16 protein-coding genes and 1 pseudogene are annotated in these 18,678 nt (G+C 41.2%); 5 read left to right on the forward strand and 12 right to left on the reverse strand.

Going from position 1 to position 18,678, the window contains the following annotated elements:
• Position 1: 1 nt before the first annotated feature.
• From sufC to AHMF7616_RS04475, 3 genes and pseudogenes are all read right to left on the reverse strand, one after another.
• The gene (gene sufC, locus AHMF7616_RS04465) at positions 2 to 769 is read right to left on the reverse strand and encodes a Fe-S cluster assembly ATPase SufC (protein WP_115371792.1); all 768 of its coding nucleotides are present in this window, start codon (positions 767 to 769) and stop codon (positions 2 to 4) included.
• A gap of 19 nt (positions 770 to 788) precedes the next feature.
• Positions 789 to 2,234 (reverse strand): Fe-S cluster assembly protein SufB, encoded by a 1,446-nt coding sequence (sufB, locus tag AHMF7616_RS04470; RefSeq protein WP_115371793.1) that lies wholly within the window; start codon positions 2,232 to 2,234, stop codon positions 789 to 791.
• A 23-nt stretch (positions 2,235 to 2,257) separates the two neighbouring features.
• Positions 2,258 to 2,583, reverse strand: a pseudogene (locus AHMF7616_RS04475) (HesB/IscA family protein).
• Positions 2,584 to 2,930: 347 nt separating this feature from the next.
• Between AHMF7616_RS04475 and AHMF7616_RS04480 the strand changes: the two are divergent.
• Positions 2,931 to 3,596, forward strand: coding sequence for a helix-turn-helix transcriptional regulator (locus AHMF7616_RS04480; protein WP_115371794.1), 666 nt, complete (start codon positions 2,931 to 2,933; stop codon positions 3,594 to 3,596).
• A 259-nt stretch (positions 3,597 to 3,855) separates the two neighbouring features.
• Here AHMF7616_RS04480 and AHMF7616_RS04485 read toward each other — a convergent pair whose 3' ends face one another.
• Positions 3,856 to 4,176: a 2Fe-2S iron-sulfur cluster-binding protein gene (locus tag AHMF7616_RS04485; RefSeq protein WP_115371795.1), complete on the reverse strand. Its 321-nt coding sequence runs from the start codon at positions 4,174 to 4,176 to the stop codon at positions 3,856 to 3,858.
• A 14-nt stretch (positions 4,177 to 4,190) separates the two neighbouring features.
• Entirely contained in the window at positions 4,191 to 5,195 is a 1,005-nt protein-coding gene (locus tag AHMF7616_RS04490) for an NAD(P)/FAD-dependent oxidoreductase (protein WP_115371796.1), read from the reverse strand.
• 567 nt (positions 5,196 to 5,762) lie between these two features.
• Between AHMF7616_RS04490 and AHMF7616_RS04500 the strand changes: the two genes are divergently transcribed.
• Positions 5,763 to 6,200, forward strand: a complete 438-nt coding sequence (locus tag AHMF7616_RS04500; protein ID WP_115371798.1) for a hypothetical protein — start codon at positions 5,763 to 5,765, stop codon at positions 6,198 to 6,200.
• 569 nt (positions 6,201 to 6,769) lie between these two features.
• The gene (locus AHMF7616_RS04505) at positions 6,770 to 7,012 is read left to right on the forward strand and encodes a hypothetical protein (RefSeq protein WP_115371799.1); all 243 of its coding nucleotides are present in this window, start codon (positions 6,770 to 6,772) and stop codon (positions 7,010 to 7,012) included.
• Positions 7,013 to 7,229: 217 nt separating this feature from the next.
• On the opposite strand, the gene AHMF7616_RS04510 is transcribed toward AHMF7616_RS04505, so the two are convergent.
• The 4 genes from AHMF7616_RS04510 to AHMF7616_RS04525 all read right to left on the reverse strand — a co-directional run bounded on the left by AHMF7616_RS04510 (position 7,230) and on the right by AHMF7616_RS04525 (position 12,737).
• Positions 7,230 to 8,003 carry an ABC transporter permease gene (locus AHMF7616_RS04510; protein WP_115371800.1) on the reverse strand — a complete coding sequence of 258 codons (774 nt, stop codon included), beginning with the start codon at positions 8,001 to 8,003 and terminating at the stop codon, positions 7,230 to 7,232.
• Positions 8,003 to 8,896, reverse strand: a complete 894-nt coding sequence (locus AHMF7616_RS04515; RefSeq protein ID WP_115371801.1) for an ABC transporter ATP-binding protein — start codon at positions 8,894 to 8,896, stop codon at positions 8,003 to 8,005. The genes AHMF7616_RS04510 and AHMF7616_RS04515 overlap by 1 nt, the downstream gene beginning before the upstream one ends.
• 704 nt (positions 8,897 to 9,600) lie before the next feature.
• Complete coding sequence (locus AHMF7616_RS04520; protein ID WP_115371802.1) at positions 9,601 to 11,334, reverse strand: M14 family metallopeptidase; 1,734 nt, start codon at positions 11,332 to 11,334, stop codon at positions 9,601 to 9,603.
• Positions 11,335 to 11,702: 368 nt separating this feature from the next.
• Positions 11,703 to 12,737, reverse strand: a complete 1,035-nt coding sequence (locus tag AHMF7616_RS04525; protein ID WP_233507321.1) for a hypothetical protein — start codon at positions 12,735 to 12,737, stop codon at positions 11,703 to 11,705.
• A 535-nt stretch (positions 12,738 to 13,272) separates the two neighbouring features.
• Between AHMF7616_RS04525 and AHMF7616_RS04530 the strand changes: the two genes are divergently transcribed.
• A complete protein-coding gene (locus AHMF7616_RS04530) occupies positions 13,273 to 15,267 on the forward strand; it encodes a DUF5060 domain-containing protein (protein WP_115371803.1) in 1,995 nt (664 codons plus the stop codon).
• A gap of 180 nt (positions 15,268 to 15,447) precedes the next feature.
• On the opposite strand, the gene AHMF7616_RS04535 is transcribed toward AHMF7616_RS04530, so the two are convergent.
• Positions 15,448 to 16,302 carry an alpha/beta fold hydrolase gene (locus AHMF7616_RS04535; protein WP_158546098.1) on the reverse strand — a complete coding sequence of 285 codons (855 nt, stop codon included), beginning with the start codon at positions 16,300 to 16,302 and terminating at the stop codon, positions 15,448 to 15,450.
• A gap of 264 nt (positions 16,303 to 16,566) precedes the next feature.
• On the opposite strand from AHMF7616_RS04535, the gene AHMF7616_RS04540 reads away from it, so the two are divergent.
• Positions 16,567 to 17,214 (forward strand): hypothetical protein, encoded by a 648-nt coding sequence (locus tag AHMF7616_RS04540; RefSeq protein WP_115371805.1) that lies wholly within the window; start codon positions 16,567 to 16,569, stop codon positions 17,212 to 17,214.
• Between the two features lie 205 nt (positions 17,215 to 17,419).
• Here the strand turns inward: AHMF7616_RS04540 and AHMF7616_RS04545 are convergent, their stop codons facing one another.
• Both AHMF7616_RS04545 and AHMF7616_RS04550 read right to left on the reverse strand, forming a co-directional pair.
• Positions 17,420 to 17,848 carry an iron chaperone gene (locus AHMF7616_RS04545; protein ID WP_115371806.1) on the reverse strand — a complete coding sequence of 143 codons (429 nt, stop codon included), beginning with the start codon at positions 17,846 to 17,848 and terminating at the stop codon, positions 17,420 to 17,422.
• A gap of 148 nt (positions 17,849 to 17,996) precedes the next feature.
• Entirely contained in the window at positions 17,997 to 18,506 is a 510-nt protein-coding gene (locus AHMF7616_RS04550; protein WP_115371807.1) for a VOC family protein, read from the reverse strand.
• Between the last annotated feature and the right edge of the window lie 172 nt (positions 18,507 to 18,678).

Genomic DNA, 18,678 nt, shown 5'->3' on the forward strand with positions numbered 1-18,678 from the left:
TTTAGTGGGCTGTTTCTTCCGTTTTAAATTCTTCTTTTATCCAGTCGTAGCCTTTTGCTTCCAGCTCCAGCGCCAGATCTTTCGTACCCGACATTACGATACGACCATCGTATAAAACGTGCACAAAATCCGGCACAATGTATTCTAATAAACGCTGGTAGTGCGTAATTAAAACAAAGGCATTCTGCTCGCTCCGGATTTGGTTAACGCCTTTGGCTACAATGCGTAAAGCGTCAATGTCCAGACCAGAGTCGGTTTCGTCCATAATGGAAAGTTTAGGCTCCAGCATGGCCAATTGCAGAATCTCGTTCCGTTTTTTCTCACCACCCGAGAAACCTTCATTTAACGAGCGGTTTACTAATTTAGATTGAAACTCCACCAGTTTTTGTTTTTCTTTGGTCAGTTTTAAAAATTCTTTTGCTTCCAAAGCCGGTAAACCCCGGTATTCGCGAATTTCGTTTAAAGCTGTCCGTAAGAAATTAATATTGGATACTCCCGGAATTTCTACCGGGTACTGAAACGCCAGGAATAAGCCTTCGCGGGCCCGTACTTCCGGGGCCATGTCCAGCAAATCTTTACCATCAAAAAGAACTTCACCTTCGGTAACCTCATACGATTCCCGGCCGGCTAACACCGATGACAAAGAACTTTTACCAGAACCGTTCGGGCCCATAATGGCGTGAACTTCCCCGGCTTTTACTTCCAGATTAATACCTTTTAAAATTTTTTTGCCTTCTACTTCGGCGTGCAAATTTTTAATGCTTAGCATTTATTCTTTTATTTTAATTTTAACCCACGCTACCTTCGAGGGTAATCGATAATAACTTTTGTGCTTCTACCGCAAATTCCATCGGTAGCTGATTTAAAACTTCTTTCGCGTATCCGTTTACAATAAGGGCTACTGCTTTCTCGGAATCAATCCCTCTTTGGTTCAGATAGAAAATCTGGTCCTCGCCAATCTTAGAAGTAGTAGCTTCGTGCTCCACGGTGGCGGTGCTGTTCTTGGTTTCGATGTACGGGAACGTATGTGCCCCGCAATGGCTGCCAATCAGTAAAGAATCGCACTGGGTAAAGTTACGGGAGTTATCGGCTTTGTTACCAATTTGTACTAAACCCCGGTAGCTGTTATTACTCTGGCCTGCCGAAATACCTTTGGAAATAATACGGCTTTTGGTGTTTTTGCCTAAATGATACATTTTAGTTCCCGTATCGGCAATTTGCTTATTACCTGTAACAGCTACGGAGTAAAACTCACCGCTGGAATTATCGCCTTGTAAAATTACCGCCGGATATTTCCAGGTAATGGCCGAGCCGGTTTCTACCTGCGTCCAGGAAATTTTAGAATTAGCCCCTTTGCAGATACCGCGTTTAGTCACAAAGTTATAAATACCACCTTTACCATCTTTATCACCGGGGTACCAGTTTTGTACTGTCGAATATTTAATTTCGGCATTTTCCAAGGCAATTAATTCTACTACCGCCGCGTGCAACTGATTTTCGTCGCGCATCGGAGCCGTACAACCTTCCAGGTAACTCACGTAACTGCCTTCATCCGCAATAATCAAAGTACGCTCAAACTGACCGGTGTTCTGGCTGTTGATCCGGAAATAAGTAGATAACTCCATCGGGCAACGTACGCCTTTCGGAATATACACAAAAGACCCATCGGAAAATACCGCGGTGTTCAAGGATGCAAAAATATTGTCAGAATGCGGTACTACGGAGCCTAGGTATTTTTTAACCAGTTCCGGGTGTTCTTGCACCGCTTCACTAATGGAACAAAATATAACGCCTAATTCCATGAGCTTTGCCTTGTAAGTGGTAGCTACCGAAATACTATCGAAAACGGCATCAACGGCTACTCCCGCCAGCATTTTTTGCTCCGTCAACGGAATACCCAGCTTGGCAAAAGTAGCCAGCAATTCCGGATCTACTTCGTCGAGGCTTTCGTACTTTTTCTTGTTTTTAGGTGCTGCGTAGTAGGATATCTTTTGAAAATCAAACTCGGGCATTTCAAAGTTTTGCCAGTTAGGCATTTGCTGCTTCTGAAAAGCCTGGTACCCTTTTAAACGCCAATCCAACAACCAGCTCGGCTCGTTCTTTTTCTCCGAAATAAAATGAATTATATCCTCGTCCAGACCGGCCGGGGCAATATCCATTTCGATGTCGGTGATAAAACCGTACTCGTACTCTTTGGTGGCAAAGTCATTTATAATCTCGTTGCTATCTTTCATTCCGCCTCTTAAATTTAAAAAAACTATACCGCAAAGCTCTCGCCGCAACTGCAGGTGCGGGTAGCGTTGGGGTTATTAAAAAATAAGCCTTTTCCATTCAGGCCATCCGAATAATCTAATTCGGTACCAAATAAGTAAAGTAAACTTTTGCGGTCTACAATTACTTTAACTTCTTTATCCAAAAACTCCTCGTCGGTTTCTTTCTTTTCCGAATCGAATTGCAATTGGTATTCTAAACCAGAACAGCCCCCCCTTTCACGCCCACGCGCACAAAGGTATTAAGGTCTTTATTTTCTTTCGCCATTAACTGGCTGATATATTCTTTTGCTTTGGGAGATACCGTAATCATAATACTATCAGGTTAATCAGATAAATAACAAATATTCCAAGTAATAGGTTGCAAAATAACTACCCGCTTTTTGATATTGCCTGGGTTTTCGTTCGAAAACCAAAAGGTAGTTTAATTTTAATCGTGTTTTTTTCTAAAACATTGATTTATAGCAAAGTGTTTTAAATAATACCAGTCGGCTGATGTTTTATGGTAGACCGGTATTAATAAATATTATTTGTTTAAAGCACCCTTTTTTAAAAAATCTTGTTTTAAGCACATCAGGCTTACCTACCTGAAAGCGAAGCCCAGTAAATTTTCTTTAAATCTCAAACCCGGCTTTATTAAAAGGCAAAGTTATTACAATAATGAGTAAAGCAAGTTATTCTCTGGAGAATAGTTTAACCAGTTCGCAATCGGCTACCGACCGCATCATCATGGTTTTAAAAACCCAGGGCGCCCAAACCGCCGGTAATTTGGCAAAAATTCTGGGTATTACCGGGGAAGGCGCGCGTTTGCATTTGCTGAAATTAGCCGAAGAAGGTTTGGTGCAGGCTACTTCGGAATCGAAAGGAGTAGGGCGGCCCACTTTAAACTGGAGTTTAACCGCTTTGGGCAATACCCGTTTTCCGAATACCCACGGTAATTTATCGGTGCAATTACTCCAAACCATTAAAACGGAATTAGGCGAACAGGTTCTGGAACAAATTATTGATAAAAGAGGCTCGGAAATTTTACAACAGTACACGGAAGAATTAAAAAATTGCCAAACCATTGAAGAAAAAATTGCTGCTTTTGCCGCCATCCGGTACCGCGAAGGCTACCTAGCGGATTGGGGTAAAGATGATTTTGGTTATTTGCTCGTGGAAAATCATTGTCCCATTTGCGCTGCGGCCACGGCTACTCCGGCTATTTGCCAATCCGAGTTAACTGTTTTAAAAAATGTATTAGGCAACGAAGTGCAGGTACGACGGGTAGACCATATTCTGGAAGGCGCCCGGCGTTGTGCTTACCGCATTACCGTTTTATCTTAAATAATTAACAAGGGCGAAATTTAGATGCTTATCGTAGTTTTGCTAACTAAATTATTGAATTATAGGATAATAATTTTTCGGTTTGACGTATAAAGATCATTTTACCAGCGTAACGGATAAGTTTTTGTGGCCTGCTCTTTTTAGATGAATTTTCTTTCTTATTAAGTAACCTACCAAACTCATAATTTTAAAAAAGCCAGATTTTAACTTCGACTTTTTTAATCTTTTAAGCTGTTAAGCAAATAATTACCGTTCAAACTTAATTCGACTCGCCCATAATTTTAAAAATGGCGCCGTCTATGGCTTCGCTTACCCGGATTTGACAGGACAAGTGGCTGTTGGGTCCGGCTTCGGGTAAGGTATCCAGCATGTCTAATTCGGTATCGTTAACAGGGGGCAACGAATCCGGAGCCTCCACCACGGCTACGTGACAGGTGGCACAAATACCCAGGCCTCCGCAGGTTGCCAGAATATCGTACTCCGACGCTTTTAATACTTCCATCAGCGACAAGTTGATACCTTCGGGTATTTCAATGTCCTGCGAGCTATCATCGCGATCTATAATAGTGAGTTTAATCATAAAAATTTAAAAAATTAAAGCGCGTGAATACCGTTGACCGTGGTGTATTTAAAACTTAATTTTTGCTCCGGGAAAACATACTTAAACGCACTTTGGGCCATTAACGCCGCCTCGTGAAATCCGCACAATATTAGTTTTAACTTACCCGGGTAGGTGTTAATATCGCCAATGGCGTAAATGCGCTCCACGTTGGTCATGAAATCTTTGGTGTTTACTTCAATGGCCGATTTATCAATGGCTAAATTCCAGTCGGCAATGGGTCCCAGTTTAGGCGTTAAGCCAAACAAGGGTATAAAGTAATCTACATCCAGATGCAACACGGATTTATCTTTATTTACCACCGAAATTTCTTTTAAGTGGCCGTTGCCGTTTAAGGCCGCCACGTTGGCGTTTAATATTAAATTGATCTGGCCTTGTTCGGCCTTCGAAAAAACTTTTTCCGCTGAATCGGGCGCCCCCCGGAAGGTTTCGCCGCGGTGGATTAAAGTAACTTCTTTGGCTATTTCGGATAAAAACAAAGTCCAGTCGAGGGCCGAATCACCGCCGCCGGCTAATACAATGCGTTTGTCGCGGAATAATTCCGGATTTTTCACCATGTAGGCTACGCCTTTGCCTTCAAAATCTTCCAGGCGCTCTACCGCGGGTTTGCGGGGCTCAAAAGAACCTAATCCCGCCGCAATTACCACCACCTGGCAATGAATTTCGGTGTTTTCGTTAGAGGTAATCAGGTAAGAGCCATCTTCCTGCCGTTCCAGTTTTTCTACGCGTTCACCCAAAGTAAAAGTAGGATGGAACGGATTAATCTGGTCCAGCAGGTTATTTACTAAATCTTGGGCATTAATAGCCGGAAAACCAGGAATATCATAAATTGGTTTTTGCGGATAAATTTCCGATAATTGGCCGCCCACCTGCGGTAAAGCATCAATTAAATGGCAACGCATTTTTAATAAGCCCGCTTCAAAAACCGCAAATAAGCCCACGGGACCGGCCCCAATAATGCATATATCAGTAGTTATCATGGTGTTAAAATCAACAAAGTTAATAAGTGAAAAGAATGGCGAAACAGCACGTTTCGGGCGTTTACTTTATAAAAGCAAACAGCAATTATAAAAGTTTACATTTAAGCAAGCCCGGATTGCGGGCCAAGAGAAAAGAAAGTCAACAGAGAATGCGTAGCTACCGACTTTTGGGGGGTTTAGCTACAACAACAATGAATAGCGGAATGAAGAAGGGGTAATAACCAAAAATTGTTCATCTCAATATTACAAGTAGAAACTTGTTTTATTTGCAAAAGTAATACCTTCGGGTTAGAAAACAAGGCAAATAAGTTAAAATTTTGATTGAGGTGCAGCTTTTAACCATTACCTATCCAGGAGAAAGTTTTTTTACCTGCAATATGGGTAAAGTAAATACCATTTTAGTTTAGCAGAAGCGAGCCGTTAACACAGTTGTTTTTTTAAATTTTAAGTAGCCAAGGCAATCACGCGCAAGCCCGGTGCAGATTTCGTGAAAAAATACTTAATATTGAACGGGCATTTTGCTTTGGTCAGAAGCAGCCTTACTTAAAATTTTAAAATTGAAAATACATGTACACCGGATTACAACACCTGCATTCTTATTTAGCTTACCTGGTATTATTAGGATTGATCATAAGTTTATTAAACGCGTTAACGGGTTGGCTGCAAAACCGCCGGTTTCAGGATAAAGACCGGAAACGTTCCTTACTCGGTTTGATTCCCGTGCACTTGCAATGGCTAATTGGCGTTGTGTTGTATTTCGTTTCGCCGCTGGGTGCTGCTAACGCCTCGGGGGCAGCCATGAAAGACGCTACTTCACGATTGTACATTTTGGAGCACCCGCTTACCATGATTATTGCGGTAATACTCATTACCGTGGGTTACTCCCGAGCCAAACGCCTGAAAACCGACAACGCCCGGTTCAAGAATCTAGTTATTTTTTACGGTATTGGACTGATTCTGGTGCTCAGTCGTATTCCGTGGCAAGCTTGGTTTGCTGCTAATTAAATTCTGTTTTAATTGCTGCAGTTTTATAGTAACAGCATTCCTAGTATTTAACCTATTTTACCAAGCCTTTACCCTGATCCGGTAAAGGCTTTTTAATTTTAATACCGGGCAATCACTTAATAAATGCTTAACCCGGAAATCTACTTTACTCCGAGTAATTGGGTACGTTTAGCCTGATTTATTTGATTTTTTGATTCACAAACATTAAAATATAATTGACTTTATTTTTTAAAATTTTACCTAACTGGTCAAACTCTGTTTTTTATTTGGGTACTTACCAATACTTACAATTGGTTCATGAAAATTAACTTCTTCTGGTTACAATGGAAAAGTTATTCCAGGAAATTTCTGCGTCAAAGTTCTTGTTTTTAAAGCAGCTTTAGTCTTTTGTTTAAGCGTTTAGAACGGTATTGATTTTGGTAAAAATCAGCCATTCTAAATGAATATCAATCATGTTGTAAACACTTATTCCGAAATATTTTTGAACAACTTTGAATAATTTTAGAATATTTTGATTTAAATAAATATATTCGCCACTTGATGTATTTTTAACTTATAAATATTTTTTCATGGCAAAAGAAGCGAACATAACCGAAATCGTACAAACTCTTCAGGAAGCGCAACAAAATAAAGAACTTTTAGGCGCTTTAACCAGCAGCCTGGAGCGTTATGTAGAGCAGCAAAAGAAAGGTTTGGAAGAATTAGAAACTTTAGTAGCAAAAGCGAAAGACGGTAAACTTACCGTAAAAAAACGGGGTGGTTACCGGGGTAGAAAAAGCAAAAATGTTGAAAATACCGGCGCTGCCGAATAATTAATATTAAAATTTTGAAATCAGGAGAGTGCACCCAAAAGGTGTACTTTTTTTGTTCGCATCAATTAAATTGTTTGTTACTTATACCAGGAAACGGCTGTTTTTTTAAATTTTTTTGATTTTCTAAAATCACAAGCAGGGGGAGCTCCGGATCAAAGCAGCCTGGCTATTTATAACAGTAGCTTTTTTATAATGGTTATTTTTATTCTTTTAACTTTTACAGATCCCGCATTTTTAATAGCACGTAAGTCAAGAGCGTAAAAAGACTAATGTAGAGGATTGCTGGTAACAAAGCCATTGTTGGCGAAAGGGCTAAGGTTGGTCCGGTGAGCGATTCAAGCACGTCGCGGCCCGGCATGGGCGTTAAGCTAGATAAAACTTTCATCGGAAAATATTGGTCTACTTCGTCGGGTAATCGCAGGTGAATAATGGGTTCTATAATTTTGGCGTATACTAAAAAAGCAATAATGGCGAGACCGTTTTTCCGGATCAGAAAAGCAAACAGCATGGCCAAACTCATATAGCCAATAGCTTGCACAAAGTAAAATAATAAATGCCGGATATCCTGAATAACTTTATTAGCCGAGGTATCCGGCGAATAAGATAAACCAAAGAATAACCCGGCTCCTAACAACACACAGGTGCCAAAAGCAGCAATCAACAAGATTACAAAAAATTTTGCCAAAACAACATCGCTTTTAAACCAGCCATCAATTACTTGTTGGCGCAAGGTTCGAAAACTGTATTCGTCGGTAATCAAAATTATAATAAGTACTCCCAGTAGTAAGTTAAAGTAACTGGCAATGTAAGCTAATTTTAACCAAATATCCGGAAAGTTATACAGTTTGGGGCCGGCAGCCTGGCCGTTTATTTCTACTTTGCTGCCCATGTACACAAAGAGCAAAAACAGGCCGGTGAAAATAACCAAAATGGTCCAGAAAGTACGATACGGAATTAACTTACGCAGTTCCGTTATAAGCAGTGAAGCCATCAGGTAGGATTATTTGTAAGTTGAAGAAATTGGGACTCCAGACTTTTCTTTTTTACCTGAAGTTGACTCAAAACTAAACCATTGGCAAAAAAAGCCTGGTTTAAATTGGTGCTCGTAAACCCTGATTGTAAAGTTAAAGTTAACTGGTGCGGCTCGGTTTTTATAAGCGTTACGGGAAGTTGCGGCAACAAGGCCAGCGCTTTTTGTTGGTCGTGTAAACTAATAATTACCTGGTCTTCTTTCGCCAGAATAGATGTTACGGAGCCCGCTGCCCGCAGTTTACCGGTTTGCAATACGGCTACGTGCGTGCACACTTTTTCTACTTCGTCGAGCAAATGGCTGGCAATAATAATGGTTTTGCCCTGACTTGCTATTTTTAAAATCAGTTCGCGTACCTCGGCAATGCCCTGCGGGTCCAGCCCATTGGTAGGTTCATCCAATACTAATACTTCCGGGTTATTTAACAGGGCAGCCGCTAAGGCTAAGCGTTGTTTCATACCGAGCGAAAAGCTTTTGAAAGCCGAATTTTGGCGGTGGAGCAAACCAACCATTTCTAACACTGGCGGTATAGCCTGGGGCGACACTTTTTTAACATCCGCTGCCACCTGTAAATTCTGGGCCGCGGACATATAGGGGTAAAAGTTAGGCGTTTCCAGAATAGCGCCAATGCGGCGTTTGGTTTGATGACTGAGCGCTTCTCCAAACCATTGGAAAGTACCAGAAGTAGCTTGCAATACATCCAGTACAATACCTAAGGTGGTGGTTTTGCCGCTGCCATTTGGACCCAATAACCCATAAACACTACCAGCTTCTACGGTAAAACTTACCTGATTTAAGGCCTGCACGGTGCCGTACTTTTTTGATAAATTATTTATTTGCAATATAGGAGTCAACGGCTTGTTGTTAATTAAGTAATATTTATGCTTAGTAATTTTAATGTAAAAAGAAAACAGACGACCAGGTTATTTTTTAATTTTTACTCAATGATCAGACTAGGTGAGTTTACTACAGCTCTAGTTTTAGACCTGATTTCTCAAATTTAAAAAAGCCAACTACTTTTTTCGCGTGAGTAAGTTTCAAAATAGCCGGCACTTAAAAAAAGATAATCTATCTTTTTTAGTAAAAAATTAGTCCAATACAGGTACTAATAAATGTAAACTGGTAAATGTGTATAAAAAGTTTGTTGTTGTACACTAGTAATATCTTACTTCACTAGTTTACATCTACTTACATTACCTGGTGAATGAAACAGAATCTTTTATTTACTTCCGGTTTGTTTTGATTATGGAGCAAAGCCATTAGCTGCATGAATGATATATAATGAAGGAAGATAAATGCAGCTCGGTTGAAAATGAAAGCAGGGGTAGTAAAAAACCTAAGCAGGTAAATATTAGATGCCTAAATAAGTATTTTTCGACTTCAACTTTTGCTGTAAAGCAATATGATTTATGAATAGCACGTACGAAACCAGGTATTGGCAGCAGTAGATAGATTACAAACGTAATTTGCTGCGTAGGAAAGCGTATTAAAAAGCAAAATTTTTTTAATTTTTGATTCAAATACAAGCAAAAATTAAGAGCAACAAGGTCAAGAAAAACTAATTTATGATTCGGCTTATAGGGTAGCGCAAATGTGATTTTTCGTAGTAGGGCGAGTGGCGATAAATAAAATCTAATTGGGTTTGTGCGCTTTTAGCGGCTTCGGGATTTTGACTTATATATTCCTGCAATTGTTTTTTTAAATTTAAATCTTTTTGCAGTAGCTCAGCGGCAATATCCTCGAAAACGTAAGAAGAGAAATACTCTTTTGGCTGCAGGATTTCATCAAAAAAGCCCCAATTAAAATAGGAATCTACGGCTTGGGGCTCCAACGTTTCTACCAGAAAACGGTTGGCGGTCTGGTTGGTGGTAATAATGTAGTCGCCGGCAAAATAATTTACACGTTGTTTTTCAGTACGTACCTGCACGCCCGAGTGCAGGTAATGGCCCTCGTACGGGCGGCTACTGGTTTTATAATCGGCGATGTAATATACTTCGGCCGTAAAGCTGGTATCGTGGCGCAGTGCACGCATTTTTACCCGGTTTAATCGTAAGCGGTCGATTACTTCTTCCCAAGCCTGCGGCACTGCATAAGCTACCGGTTTGGTAGTGGTTAGGGCTGGCCGATACGTATTGTAGTATGGTATTTTTTTAAGAAATGGAGCTTGGCGGTCGTAGTACAAACGGCTCAGGCCGCTTACCTGGCTGGGTTTATGTTTGGCCGCATAGCCTAAAAAAGTAATGGAATCAAGGGCCGTAGTGTCTAACTGCCAGGTTAAGGCAAATTGTTTTTGGCTAAGTACTTCCTGGTCGGCTTTTTGGCGCGCCGCGGCAATCTTAGCCGCATCTTGTTGTACCAGCCGGATGAGAATATCCAGGAAAGCATACTGCGCCTGTACTCGGTTCGGGAAAGGTTTTAACATATGCGTTTCCGTTACAAAACCAATGGTATTAAACAAAGTAGTGTAACCGGTAGAATAACGCGGTGTTTCTAAAAATCCAATCAGGCCCGTATCGGGCGTTTCGCCTTTACTATCCACGTAGGGGCACATCGGCAATTTTTGCTTTTGCATCTGCTGGTACAATTGCGGCAAAAGTTGGGAAGTTAGGTAATCGCGGAGCGGCGCCTGCAACTTGTCCTTCTGGGTGGCAATCAAAGTCATGGTATGCTGGTAATCAGCACCGTTGGAGGTATGGGTGTCCACGAAAACATCGGGTTGCCATTCCCGGAAAAGGACGGCAAAGGTTTGCGCGTTGCGCGAGGTAGCCTTAATGTAATCGCGGTTGAGATCCAGGTTGCGCGCATTGCCCCGGAAACCGTAACTTTCCGGTCCGTTCTGGTTGGCCCGGCTATATTGGTTGCGGTTTAAAGAGCCATCTACGTTATAAATAGGAATAAATAAAACTACTACGTTTTTTAAATTTGCCCGAAGTTCTTTTTTTTGCAGGTAATCGCGCGCCAGCATCATACTGGCATCAATGCCTTCGGGTTCACCCGGATGAATGCCGTTTTGAATCAGGAGTACCCTTTTATTTTTCCGCCGTACGGAAGCCGGATTATAATCTTTATCCAACGACAAAATGGCCAGGTGCAGCGGCTTCCCCGAATCGGTAGCTCCATATTCCACCAGTTTCAGTTCGTCGTAGGCATTATCTAATTGTTGGTAGTAACGAATGCACTCCGGGTATGTGGCGGTTTTTTTACCGAAGCTTTTTTCGTAAGGGGTAAGCCAGTTGCCCGCGTTAGGCAGAAGAGTAATCTGCAGTAAAAGAGAAAGTACCGTTAAAATCATGCTGTTAGAAAATGCCGGTTAAATGTGGTAGCAATATTACGGATAAACAACAGGGAAAAGAATAAAAGACCAGTACCGATTTTACTCTAAAAAGATGGAAGCAGTTAGCAAAATGCTGTTAATGTATAAAAGTAATGCGCTACCAGCGTAGTTCAATTAAGACTTAAATATACTCCCCAAGCAAGCTTAAATGCGTATTTTACATTTACTTAGGCAAGGCTCTGCTAACTCATATAATTCACTTTAAATTTCCGCAGTCGCGGTAGATACGTTACAGAATTATAAAAATTTAAAAAAAGCGTAAAAGTAAAAATGCATCCACTCAACGAGCAGATGCATTTTATATATGGAGTAGGAGGTATTAAAAGTTAAGCTGCCGCGCCCATCTGCTGCCGACCACTCTCCGGAAAGAGCGGCGCAACATGCTGGTGTAAGCGAGCCTGTACAAAACCATGTTGCAAGTGAGTCGGCAGACTAGCCACTATTTCCTGGTACTTTTCGATACCCAGGGCTTGCGCCACGTAGCTTTCGTGTACCGCGTTCAAGTAACTTACAATGTTGAGCAACGATTCGTGAAATAATTTAAAATCAATATCTGCTTCTACAAACCGGTCAATTTCTTTGTTGCTCGACGAGATGCGTAAACGGCTGAGTAGATCAAAAATAGTAGTGTAACCTAAACGCCAGGTAATCTGATCCCAGTGTTGGGAACCCCACTTATCCAGTACTAAACCGGTTTTAGAACTCCGGATAGCCGTAGTAGGGTTGTTTTGTACTTGCTGACGGGTTGTAACCGCCTGCAGTTTACGCGTAGTCCGTAAAAACTGACCAATTTGAGCTTGTGCCTCAATGCCTTTTTCCGGAATATGCAAACTAGGTTTGTAGCCGGCCAAAGGCAAACGATGCACGCTAAAGTCGTAGTACGGGCCAGCGGCATAATACCCGATAGCTCTCGGATAGGCGTTCTTAACTACCAAACGGCCCGCTTCGCGACGCATTACGGTAGCGTTATTGGTTTTTACATCCAAAGTGTACAAGAAAGCCTGCAAGCCCGCAAAAATGGTATAATACGCCTGCGGGAAAGTCCAGTGCAAGGCATTGCGCAAGTAGTCTTCGTTGCCTAATTCAGCCGTAGCCCGCAAGGCATACTCCGTGCTCCAGCAACTCTGCAGCAGTTTGGTAATGGCTGCTAAATCTTTCTCGTTGAGCTGGGCACGGTGCTCCCGGAAGAAAGAAATATGCTGCAACCCCAAAGCATCATCGGTATGCTGAATATGGTAGTTGATCGCAAAAAAATAATTCAGAAAAACCTGCGCCGGTATAGATTTGCGCCATACCTCATCTGGCTTTTTCGGCTCTTCCGAAAATAAAGGAATTACGTTTTCGTCCGTTAGCTTTTTCATATTGTAGTAACATAAAAGTACCCCTTTTTAGTTGCAAAATCAACCAGAATTGTTAGTTTTTTTAGTATTTTAAATAGTTGATTATCAAGGATATAAGATTGATATTCAGAAAAATTTTAAAAAATTTTACAGGCTAAAAACAAACTTCTTGAAAACAGCTTAAAAATGCTAAAATGTTTAGCAAAGGATTTTTGCTGGTTACTCTATTGGGCTTTTTTTTCGTGTTTGAAACTGTTGGAAAAGGAGACTCTGAACAGCTTTTCGGAAAATAATTTAGCTACAAAAAAGTGAATATTTAAAAAACTGGGTTAAAGAACTTGTAACCATTAAGCGGGCTTTATCAACCTATTTTCTTTTTAAGGAGGAGAAGAGCTTACCCGAGAGGTAAAGCCTGCTGGCTCTGATTAGCAAATTTTTAAGCAGTAGCGTTGAAGAAATTTTTCCGTAATAGCCGCGCATCAATATTTTGAAATAGTAGAATTAATAAGTATATAGCCTTTTTAATATGAATTTTTAAAATATTTAATATAATCTGATGCGTTTGCACAAACAATTTCTGCTCACTCTGGCCTTTATAGGTTGCTTGGCTACGGTAAAAGCAGCTAATTCTCCCATCCACGTCTGGGAAATGCAGGAACTTCTGTTTACTGCAAAAAACACGTACCAAAATCCGTATACCGAGGTAGTTGTTTGGGTTGATTTAACGGGGCCCGGCTTTCAGAAACGTGTTTATGGTTTTTGGAACGGCGGCAATACTTTTCTGGTGCGATTAGTTGCTGTTCAGCCCGGAGCCTGGAGTTGGAAAAGCGGTTCGAATACCAATGATCCCGGCCTCAGCAAACAGGCCGGAGCTTTCACGGCAGTAAACTGGACCAACCAGGAATTAAAAGAAAATCCTTTGCGGCGCGGCTTTTTGCGGGCATCGGCAAATGGCCATGCTTTAAATTATGCCGATGGTACGCCTTACTTCGCCATTGGCGATACGTGGTTTTCGGCGGGAGCCCACCGGTTTAAATGGTACGACGATGAGGTAAAAAGACCTATTGGACCCAAAGCGGGCTTTAAAGATTATGTCCGGTACCGGAAAGCGCAGGGTTATAATTGGATTAATATGATTGCGGCTTTCCCAAACTGGAAAACCGATGATAGCTCGTTTCACATGGTTTTGCGCGACTCCGCCCGTACTACCCTGCGTTCGGCCTGGCTCGAATTTGGCACCGGTAGCGCTAAAAACATGGATAACGAAGGCGGCCGACCATTCTTCTTCCCGGGTAAGGTGCCGGGCTACGAAAATTATTTCCCAGACATGGACCGGATTAACCCAGAATATTTTAAATACCTCGACCGCAAAATTGCTTACCTCAATGCGCATGGTTTTGTGCCTTTTATTGAAGCTTCGCGGCGTGATGCCAGTTTGTTGTGGTATAAATATTATAAATGGCCCGATTCATACTCCCGGTACTTGCAATATTTTTACTCTAGGTACCAGGCCTATAATACAGTACTGGCTCCGGTGCACCTGGATATTATTGATGGAACCGTGAGCCCCGGTGATTACATTCTGGCTGTAAAAGAGGTAGAACAAAAATATGGGCCTTTGCCTTTCGGTAATTTATTATCGGCTAATGCTAATCCGTCGACCCTTGAAAATTGGGGCGAAGACTCCTGGGTAACCCTGCATCAGATTGGGAATATGCGCGAGCATAATAACTACTGGTACCTCACCGAAATCTATCATTTAAAAAATCCGAAGCCGGCTTTAAACGGCGAACCTTATTACTCGGGGTATAAAGATGCCCGGGGCGGGGCTATTGGCGTAAATTACACCCGGGGCGCTGATGGAGGCACGGATAAAGATAATGCTATTGTGCACTCGGGCGCGTACGGCAGCTTTCTTTCGGGTGGTTTAGCCGGCCATGTTTACGGGGCTGAAGGCATTTGGGGCGGCGATATAGAGCCGGAAGCGCCTACACACATGTGGGATGCCTTTAAATGGCCGTCGGGTGCTCAAATGAAACACCTGCGGACTTTTGCATTTTCCCTAGGTAATCGTTATCAGGATTTGGTACCCTTGGCCGATCTAGTTTCACCGAATAAAAACCACGATGTTTTAAGTTACGAAGGTTGGGCTTATTGCGCCCGTACGCCCGACAAAAGCAATTTTCTGGCTTTCTTTGAAAAAGGATGTCCGCAATCTGAAATTCGGGGTGCCCACCTGAACGGCATTTACGATGCCCAGTGGTTTAATCCTAGAAATGGCACTTGGTTAAATGTAGGTGCAGGCAGTATCATGTCCAGCAAAATCGGCATTATTAAGCTGCCGCCTTTACCTGACGCTAATGACTGGGGACTTAAATTAATTTACCAAGGGCCCCGGGATAAAAACGTAAAATATCAGGAATTTAAAAAAGAACCGCAAGATTCGTTTGCTATTAGTAAGGTGCTTCCTTACGTGCTAGCTGGGGTGGTTATAATAGTTTTGCTGGTTTTATTTACTGCATTTATAATTAATAGACGGCGTTCACGCTAGTATAATTTTTTTTATTGATAAGTTACAAGCCCAAATAAAAAGGTTTTTTTAAATTTTTTACAAGATAATGAAGTTGTTAGTAAGCTTCTCTTCCAGCGTAGGTTTCTCGCCAATTAGTTTTGGTAAAAGGTTTAAACCTTTTTTTTAATCAATAAAAGATTAGTTCAGCAGTAAAAAATATTACTTGCTATAATGCTCATCTAGTATTTGCACAAATACAGCTGTATTATGCGACCAGGGAATGTGCCCACTTTCCGGAATAAAAATAATGGGTATAGTGGGGTAACGGCGCATCACGTATTTTTTACTTTTCCCGTAAATATCGCGAGCGCCGTACGCAATGGTTAACGGATACGGCGGAATAATTTTTTCGGGTAGTAATGGGTACTTCAGAATGGCTTTTACCGTTTGGTTAATGGCCTTAGCTTTGATGCAATCAGTGGCAAAATTTTCGGGGTGTACTTCTTTAAAACCCCGACTGAAATTACGTAAAGCTTGGCCATAAAATTTTTTATAAGCCATATCACTGCCCAGTAATCCTAAGGCAGATTGTGCCTGCATCGCCACCCATTCGGTATAGCTGCATTTTCTTTTATTGTAATCAGCAATTTCCAATACAGTATCTTTCCAATGAGAGCCGGTACCAGAAGCCGGACTGCACAGAAATAAACTTAGCAGCCGAGAAGCATATTCTTGCGCATAAACCTGCGCGTAAAGTCCGCCCCAGGAATGCCCAAATAAATGAAATAGGGTAAGTTTAAAGTAATTAGCCAAAGTGTTAATGTCAGCAATATAGCTCTCCAGCGAAAAATTGTTTGAAGCAGTAGGTGACCGGCGGGTGCCGCGTTGGTGAAACGTGATAACCTGGTAATTGGATAGCAGATAGTGCACTATAAAAGATAATCCTTCTGGTACACTGGGGCCACCGTGTAATAAAATAACGGTTTCTTTGCCCGGGTTCGGGTAAAATAAAGTAAATAAAGTTACATCCTTATTCTGAATTGAGAGTTCTGTTGGTCTTTTTTGTATAATCACGGGTATAGTAAAGCTAAGGATTAAATAAATTAATAACGCGTTCTGCTCTGGACAGAAAATAGCCTGAAAACTAAATACGAGTTTTAATAATTTGGGATTAAAAATTAAAAGATCCTGTTGGATTAAAGGTATATAGGATATTTTGTATAGAGGTATGTGCTTAAAACAATAAAATTTCAAAAATAACAGAGGCTCCCCGTTAACGAGCTTTCTTATTGGTAAAACTGGCTTTTTACTTGTTATCAGACTGTATAAAAACTTTATATGCGTAAACTTAAACTCTATTTGATTTGGTGCCTCGTAGTAGGTACGCTAGTTTCCTGTGATAAAAAAGATGACTCTGATCCGGCTCCGGCAGTGGCACAGGATTACCTGCCAACAACGGCCGGCTCTATTTGGACTTACGGGGGAAGTTCTCCGTATACTTTAAGGTCGACCGGGGTTACTAAAACCACAAACAATAAAATTTATTACGAGATGGAAACCCAACAAGGAACTTCGGTAAGCAAATCGTACGTACTAAAAGAAAATGGAAGTTATACGGGTATTGGAATGGTACCGGGTATGGGTACCCTGGAAATGACAATACTAAAAGATAATGTTCCGGTTGGCCAAACTTGGGAGCAAACTACTACAACCAGCGGCGTAGGTACCAAATTTACCTATACCGTAGTAGAAAAGAATGTTACTAAAGCAGTAGAAGGTAAAACGTATAACAATGTTATTCATGTGAAACTAACCTACGGCTATAACTTGGATGACGAGGATTTTGGCTTAGGAGAAGATTTCGACTTAGGTGATCTGGGAATGAATATAGAAGCACATTATTATTTTGCCAAAGGAGTGGGTTTAATATTATCTGATATGGGCCCATATGGGCAAGTTCCCTTGGTATCTTGTACGGTAAAGTAAAAAATTCAACAGCATCGTTTGTAATGGAAGCTTAACAAAAAAGCAGCAGCCAGTAATGGAAGCTGCTTTTTTATTTATAAGTGTTTGGTTGGCTTACCAAAATTTTTGGTACGGTTGTGTAAAGTATTCAAATAACAAAAAAAACTTTGTTTAGCTGCAGTAGCTGATTTTTAAAATTTATGCAGCAACAACGAACCAATACTAACTATTTATAAGAAAGCGGTTTTTGTTTTTTCATTAGGGCTGTTTGTTTTTTCAGAGCATCTCTTTCTTCGTTTTCCCGCATTTTGAATTGTACAATTTTTTGAATCAGGGAGCTTGGCAAGGGCTTATGGGCGGTAAAATGAATTGTAGTGCCCGAAGTTTTAAAATGCAGCAGTTCTTCCGTGAAAATTTTAAAAATTTGTTTATTCGTTACAAACAAGGAGCAATGATTTTTAAAGCCGGCAAAATAAACAAGTGGTCCTAAGTAGTTATACCCCGGAATTTGATAGCTAATAACTTCTTTAGCCTGGGGAGCCGTAGCCCGGATGGTCTGCCGCACTTGTTCCAGAACGGCTTGTACCTCTTCCGAAAATCCCTGAAAGTATTCATCTACGTTTTGAGCAGTTTTAGAACGATCTGTCTCTTTCATGGTAGTAAGATTTTAGAGTGGTTACCGGCTTACCGCTGCTTTTAAGCAATGCTTCCCTAAATTAATTGGTAATGCTAATTTGAGCATTTCCTGTAGCTGGCAACTTTTTTGTGTCCTATTTTTAATTTTAAATCAGGCGCCGCCTAGTTTATTGTACTTCCAAAGTTTCTGCTTCGTAGGCTTGCTTTAAGGTAGGTATGTCAATCTTTTTCATTTTCAGCATAGCTTGCATGACCCGGTTAGCTTTTGCTCGATCCGGATCTCCTAAGAGTTTTGACAATACTGGCGGAACAATTTGCCACGATAAGCCAAATTTATCTTTTAGCCAGCCGCAACGGCCTTCTTCGCCTCCCGCCGAGAGTTTCTCCCACAGATCATCAATTTCTTCCTGAGTTTCGCAATTTATCACAAACGAAATAGCCTCCGTAAATTTATAAAGGGGCCCTCCGTTTAAAGCCACAAATTCTTGCCCATTTAATGAGAACGAGGCAGTCATAACGGTGCCTTTAGGTCCGGGGCCGCCTTCGCCATAACGAGATACACTGTTGATCCGGGAATTTTTAAAAATAGAAGTATAATGCTGCATTGCTTCTTCGGCCTGGTTGTCGAACCATAAAAAGGGGGTAATTTTTTGCGTGCTCTCTGGTGTATTTTCCATAATATTCTTCTTTAAAGGTTTATACAAAGTTGAAAAAATTACCCCAAATCAGGAGGGTACAAAACGACAATAATCGGGGGATTTGCGGCATAATTCCAGCGCTTTAATTACCCTCTACTTAATCGAAATATAAAAGAATAAACCAGAATAATGAAGGCCAGAATAATCAGGA

Source organism: Adhaeribacter pallidiroseus (assembly GCF_003340495.1).
Classification (GTDB): Bacteria; Bacteroidota; Bacteroidia; order Cytophagales; family Hymenobacteraceae; genus Adhaeribacter; species Adhaeribacter pallidiroseus.

What these genes read in the sequence shown, in the direction of transcription:
- AHMF7616_RS04500 (WP_115371798.1), top strand. Translation starts at nt 5,763, where the DNA reads ATGTACACCGGATTACAACACCTGCATTCTTATTTAGCTTACCTGGTA.
- sufC (WP_115371792.1), bottom strand. Translation starts at nt 769, where the DNA reads ATGCTAAGCATTAAAAATTTGCACGCCGAAGTAGAAGGCAAAAAAATT.
- AHMF7616_RS04550 (WP_115371807.1), bottom strand. Translation starts at nt 18,506, where the DNA reads ATGGAAAATACACCAGAGAGCACGCAAAAAATTACCCCCTTTTTATGG.
- AHMF7616_RS04510 (WP_115371800.1), bottom strand. Translation starts at nt 8,003, where the DNA reads ATGGCTTCACTGCTTATAACGGAACTGCGTAAGTTAATTCCGTATCGT.
- AHMF7616_RS04520 (WP_115371802.1), bottom strand. Translation starts at nt 11,334, where the DNA reads ATGATTTTAACGGTACTTTCTCTTTTACTGCAGATTACTCTTCTGCCT.
- AHMF7616_RS04485 (WP_115371795.1), bottom strand. Translation starts at nt 4,176, where the DNA reads ATGATTAAACTCACTATTATAGATCGCGATGATAGCTCGCAGGACATT.
- AHMF7616_RS04490 (WP_115371796.1), bottom strand. Translation starts at nt 5,195, where the DNA reads ATGATAACTACTGATATATGCATTATTGGGGCCGGTCCCGTGGGCTTA.
- sufB (WP_115371793.1), bottom strand. Translation starts at nt 2,234, where the DNA reads ATGAAAGATAGCAACGAGATTATAAATGACTTTGCCACCAAAGAGTAC.
- AHMF7616_RS04530 (WP_115371803.1), top strand. Translation starts at nt 13,273, where the DNA reads ATGCGTTTGCACAAACAATTTCTGCTCACTCTGGCCTTTATAGGTTGC.
- AHMF7616_RS04540 (WP_115371805.1), top strand. Translation starts at nt 16,567, where the DNA reads ATGCGTAAACTTAAACTCTATTTGATTTGGTGCCTCGTAGTAGGTACG.
- AHMF7616_RS04525 (WP_233507321.1), bottom strand. Translation starts at nt 12,737, where the DNA reads ATGAAAAAGCTAACGGACGAAAACGTAATTCCTTTATTTTCGGAAGAG.
- AHMF7616_RS04480 (WP_115371794.1), top strand. Translation starts at nt 2,931, where the DNA reads ATGAGTAAAGCAAGTTATTCTCTGGAGAATAGTTTAACCAGTTCGCAA.
- AHMF7616_RS04545 (WP_115371806.1), bottom strand. Translation starts at nt 17,848, where the DNA reads ATGAAAGAGACAGATCGTTCTAAAACTGCTCAAAACGTAGATGAATAC.
- AHMF7616_RS04505 (WP_115371799.1), top strand. Translation starts at nt 6,770, where the DNA reads ATGGCAAAAGAAGCGAACATAACCGAAATCGTACAAACTCTTCAGGAA.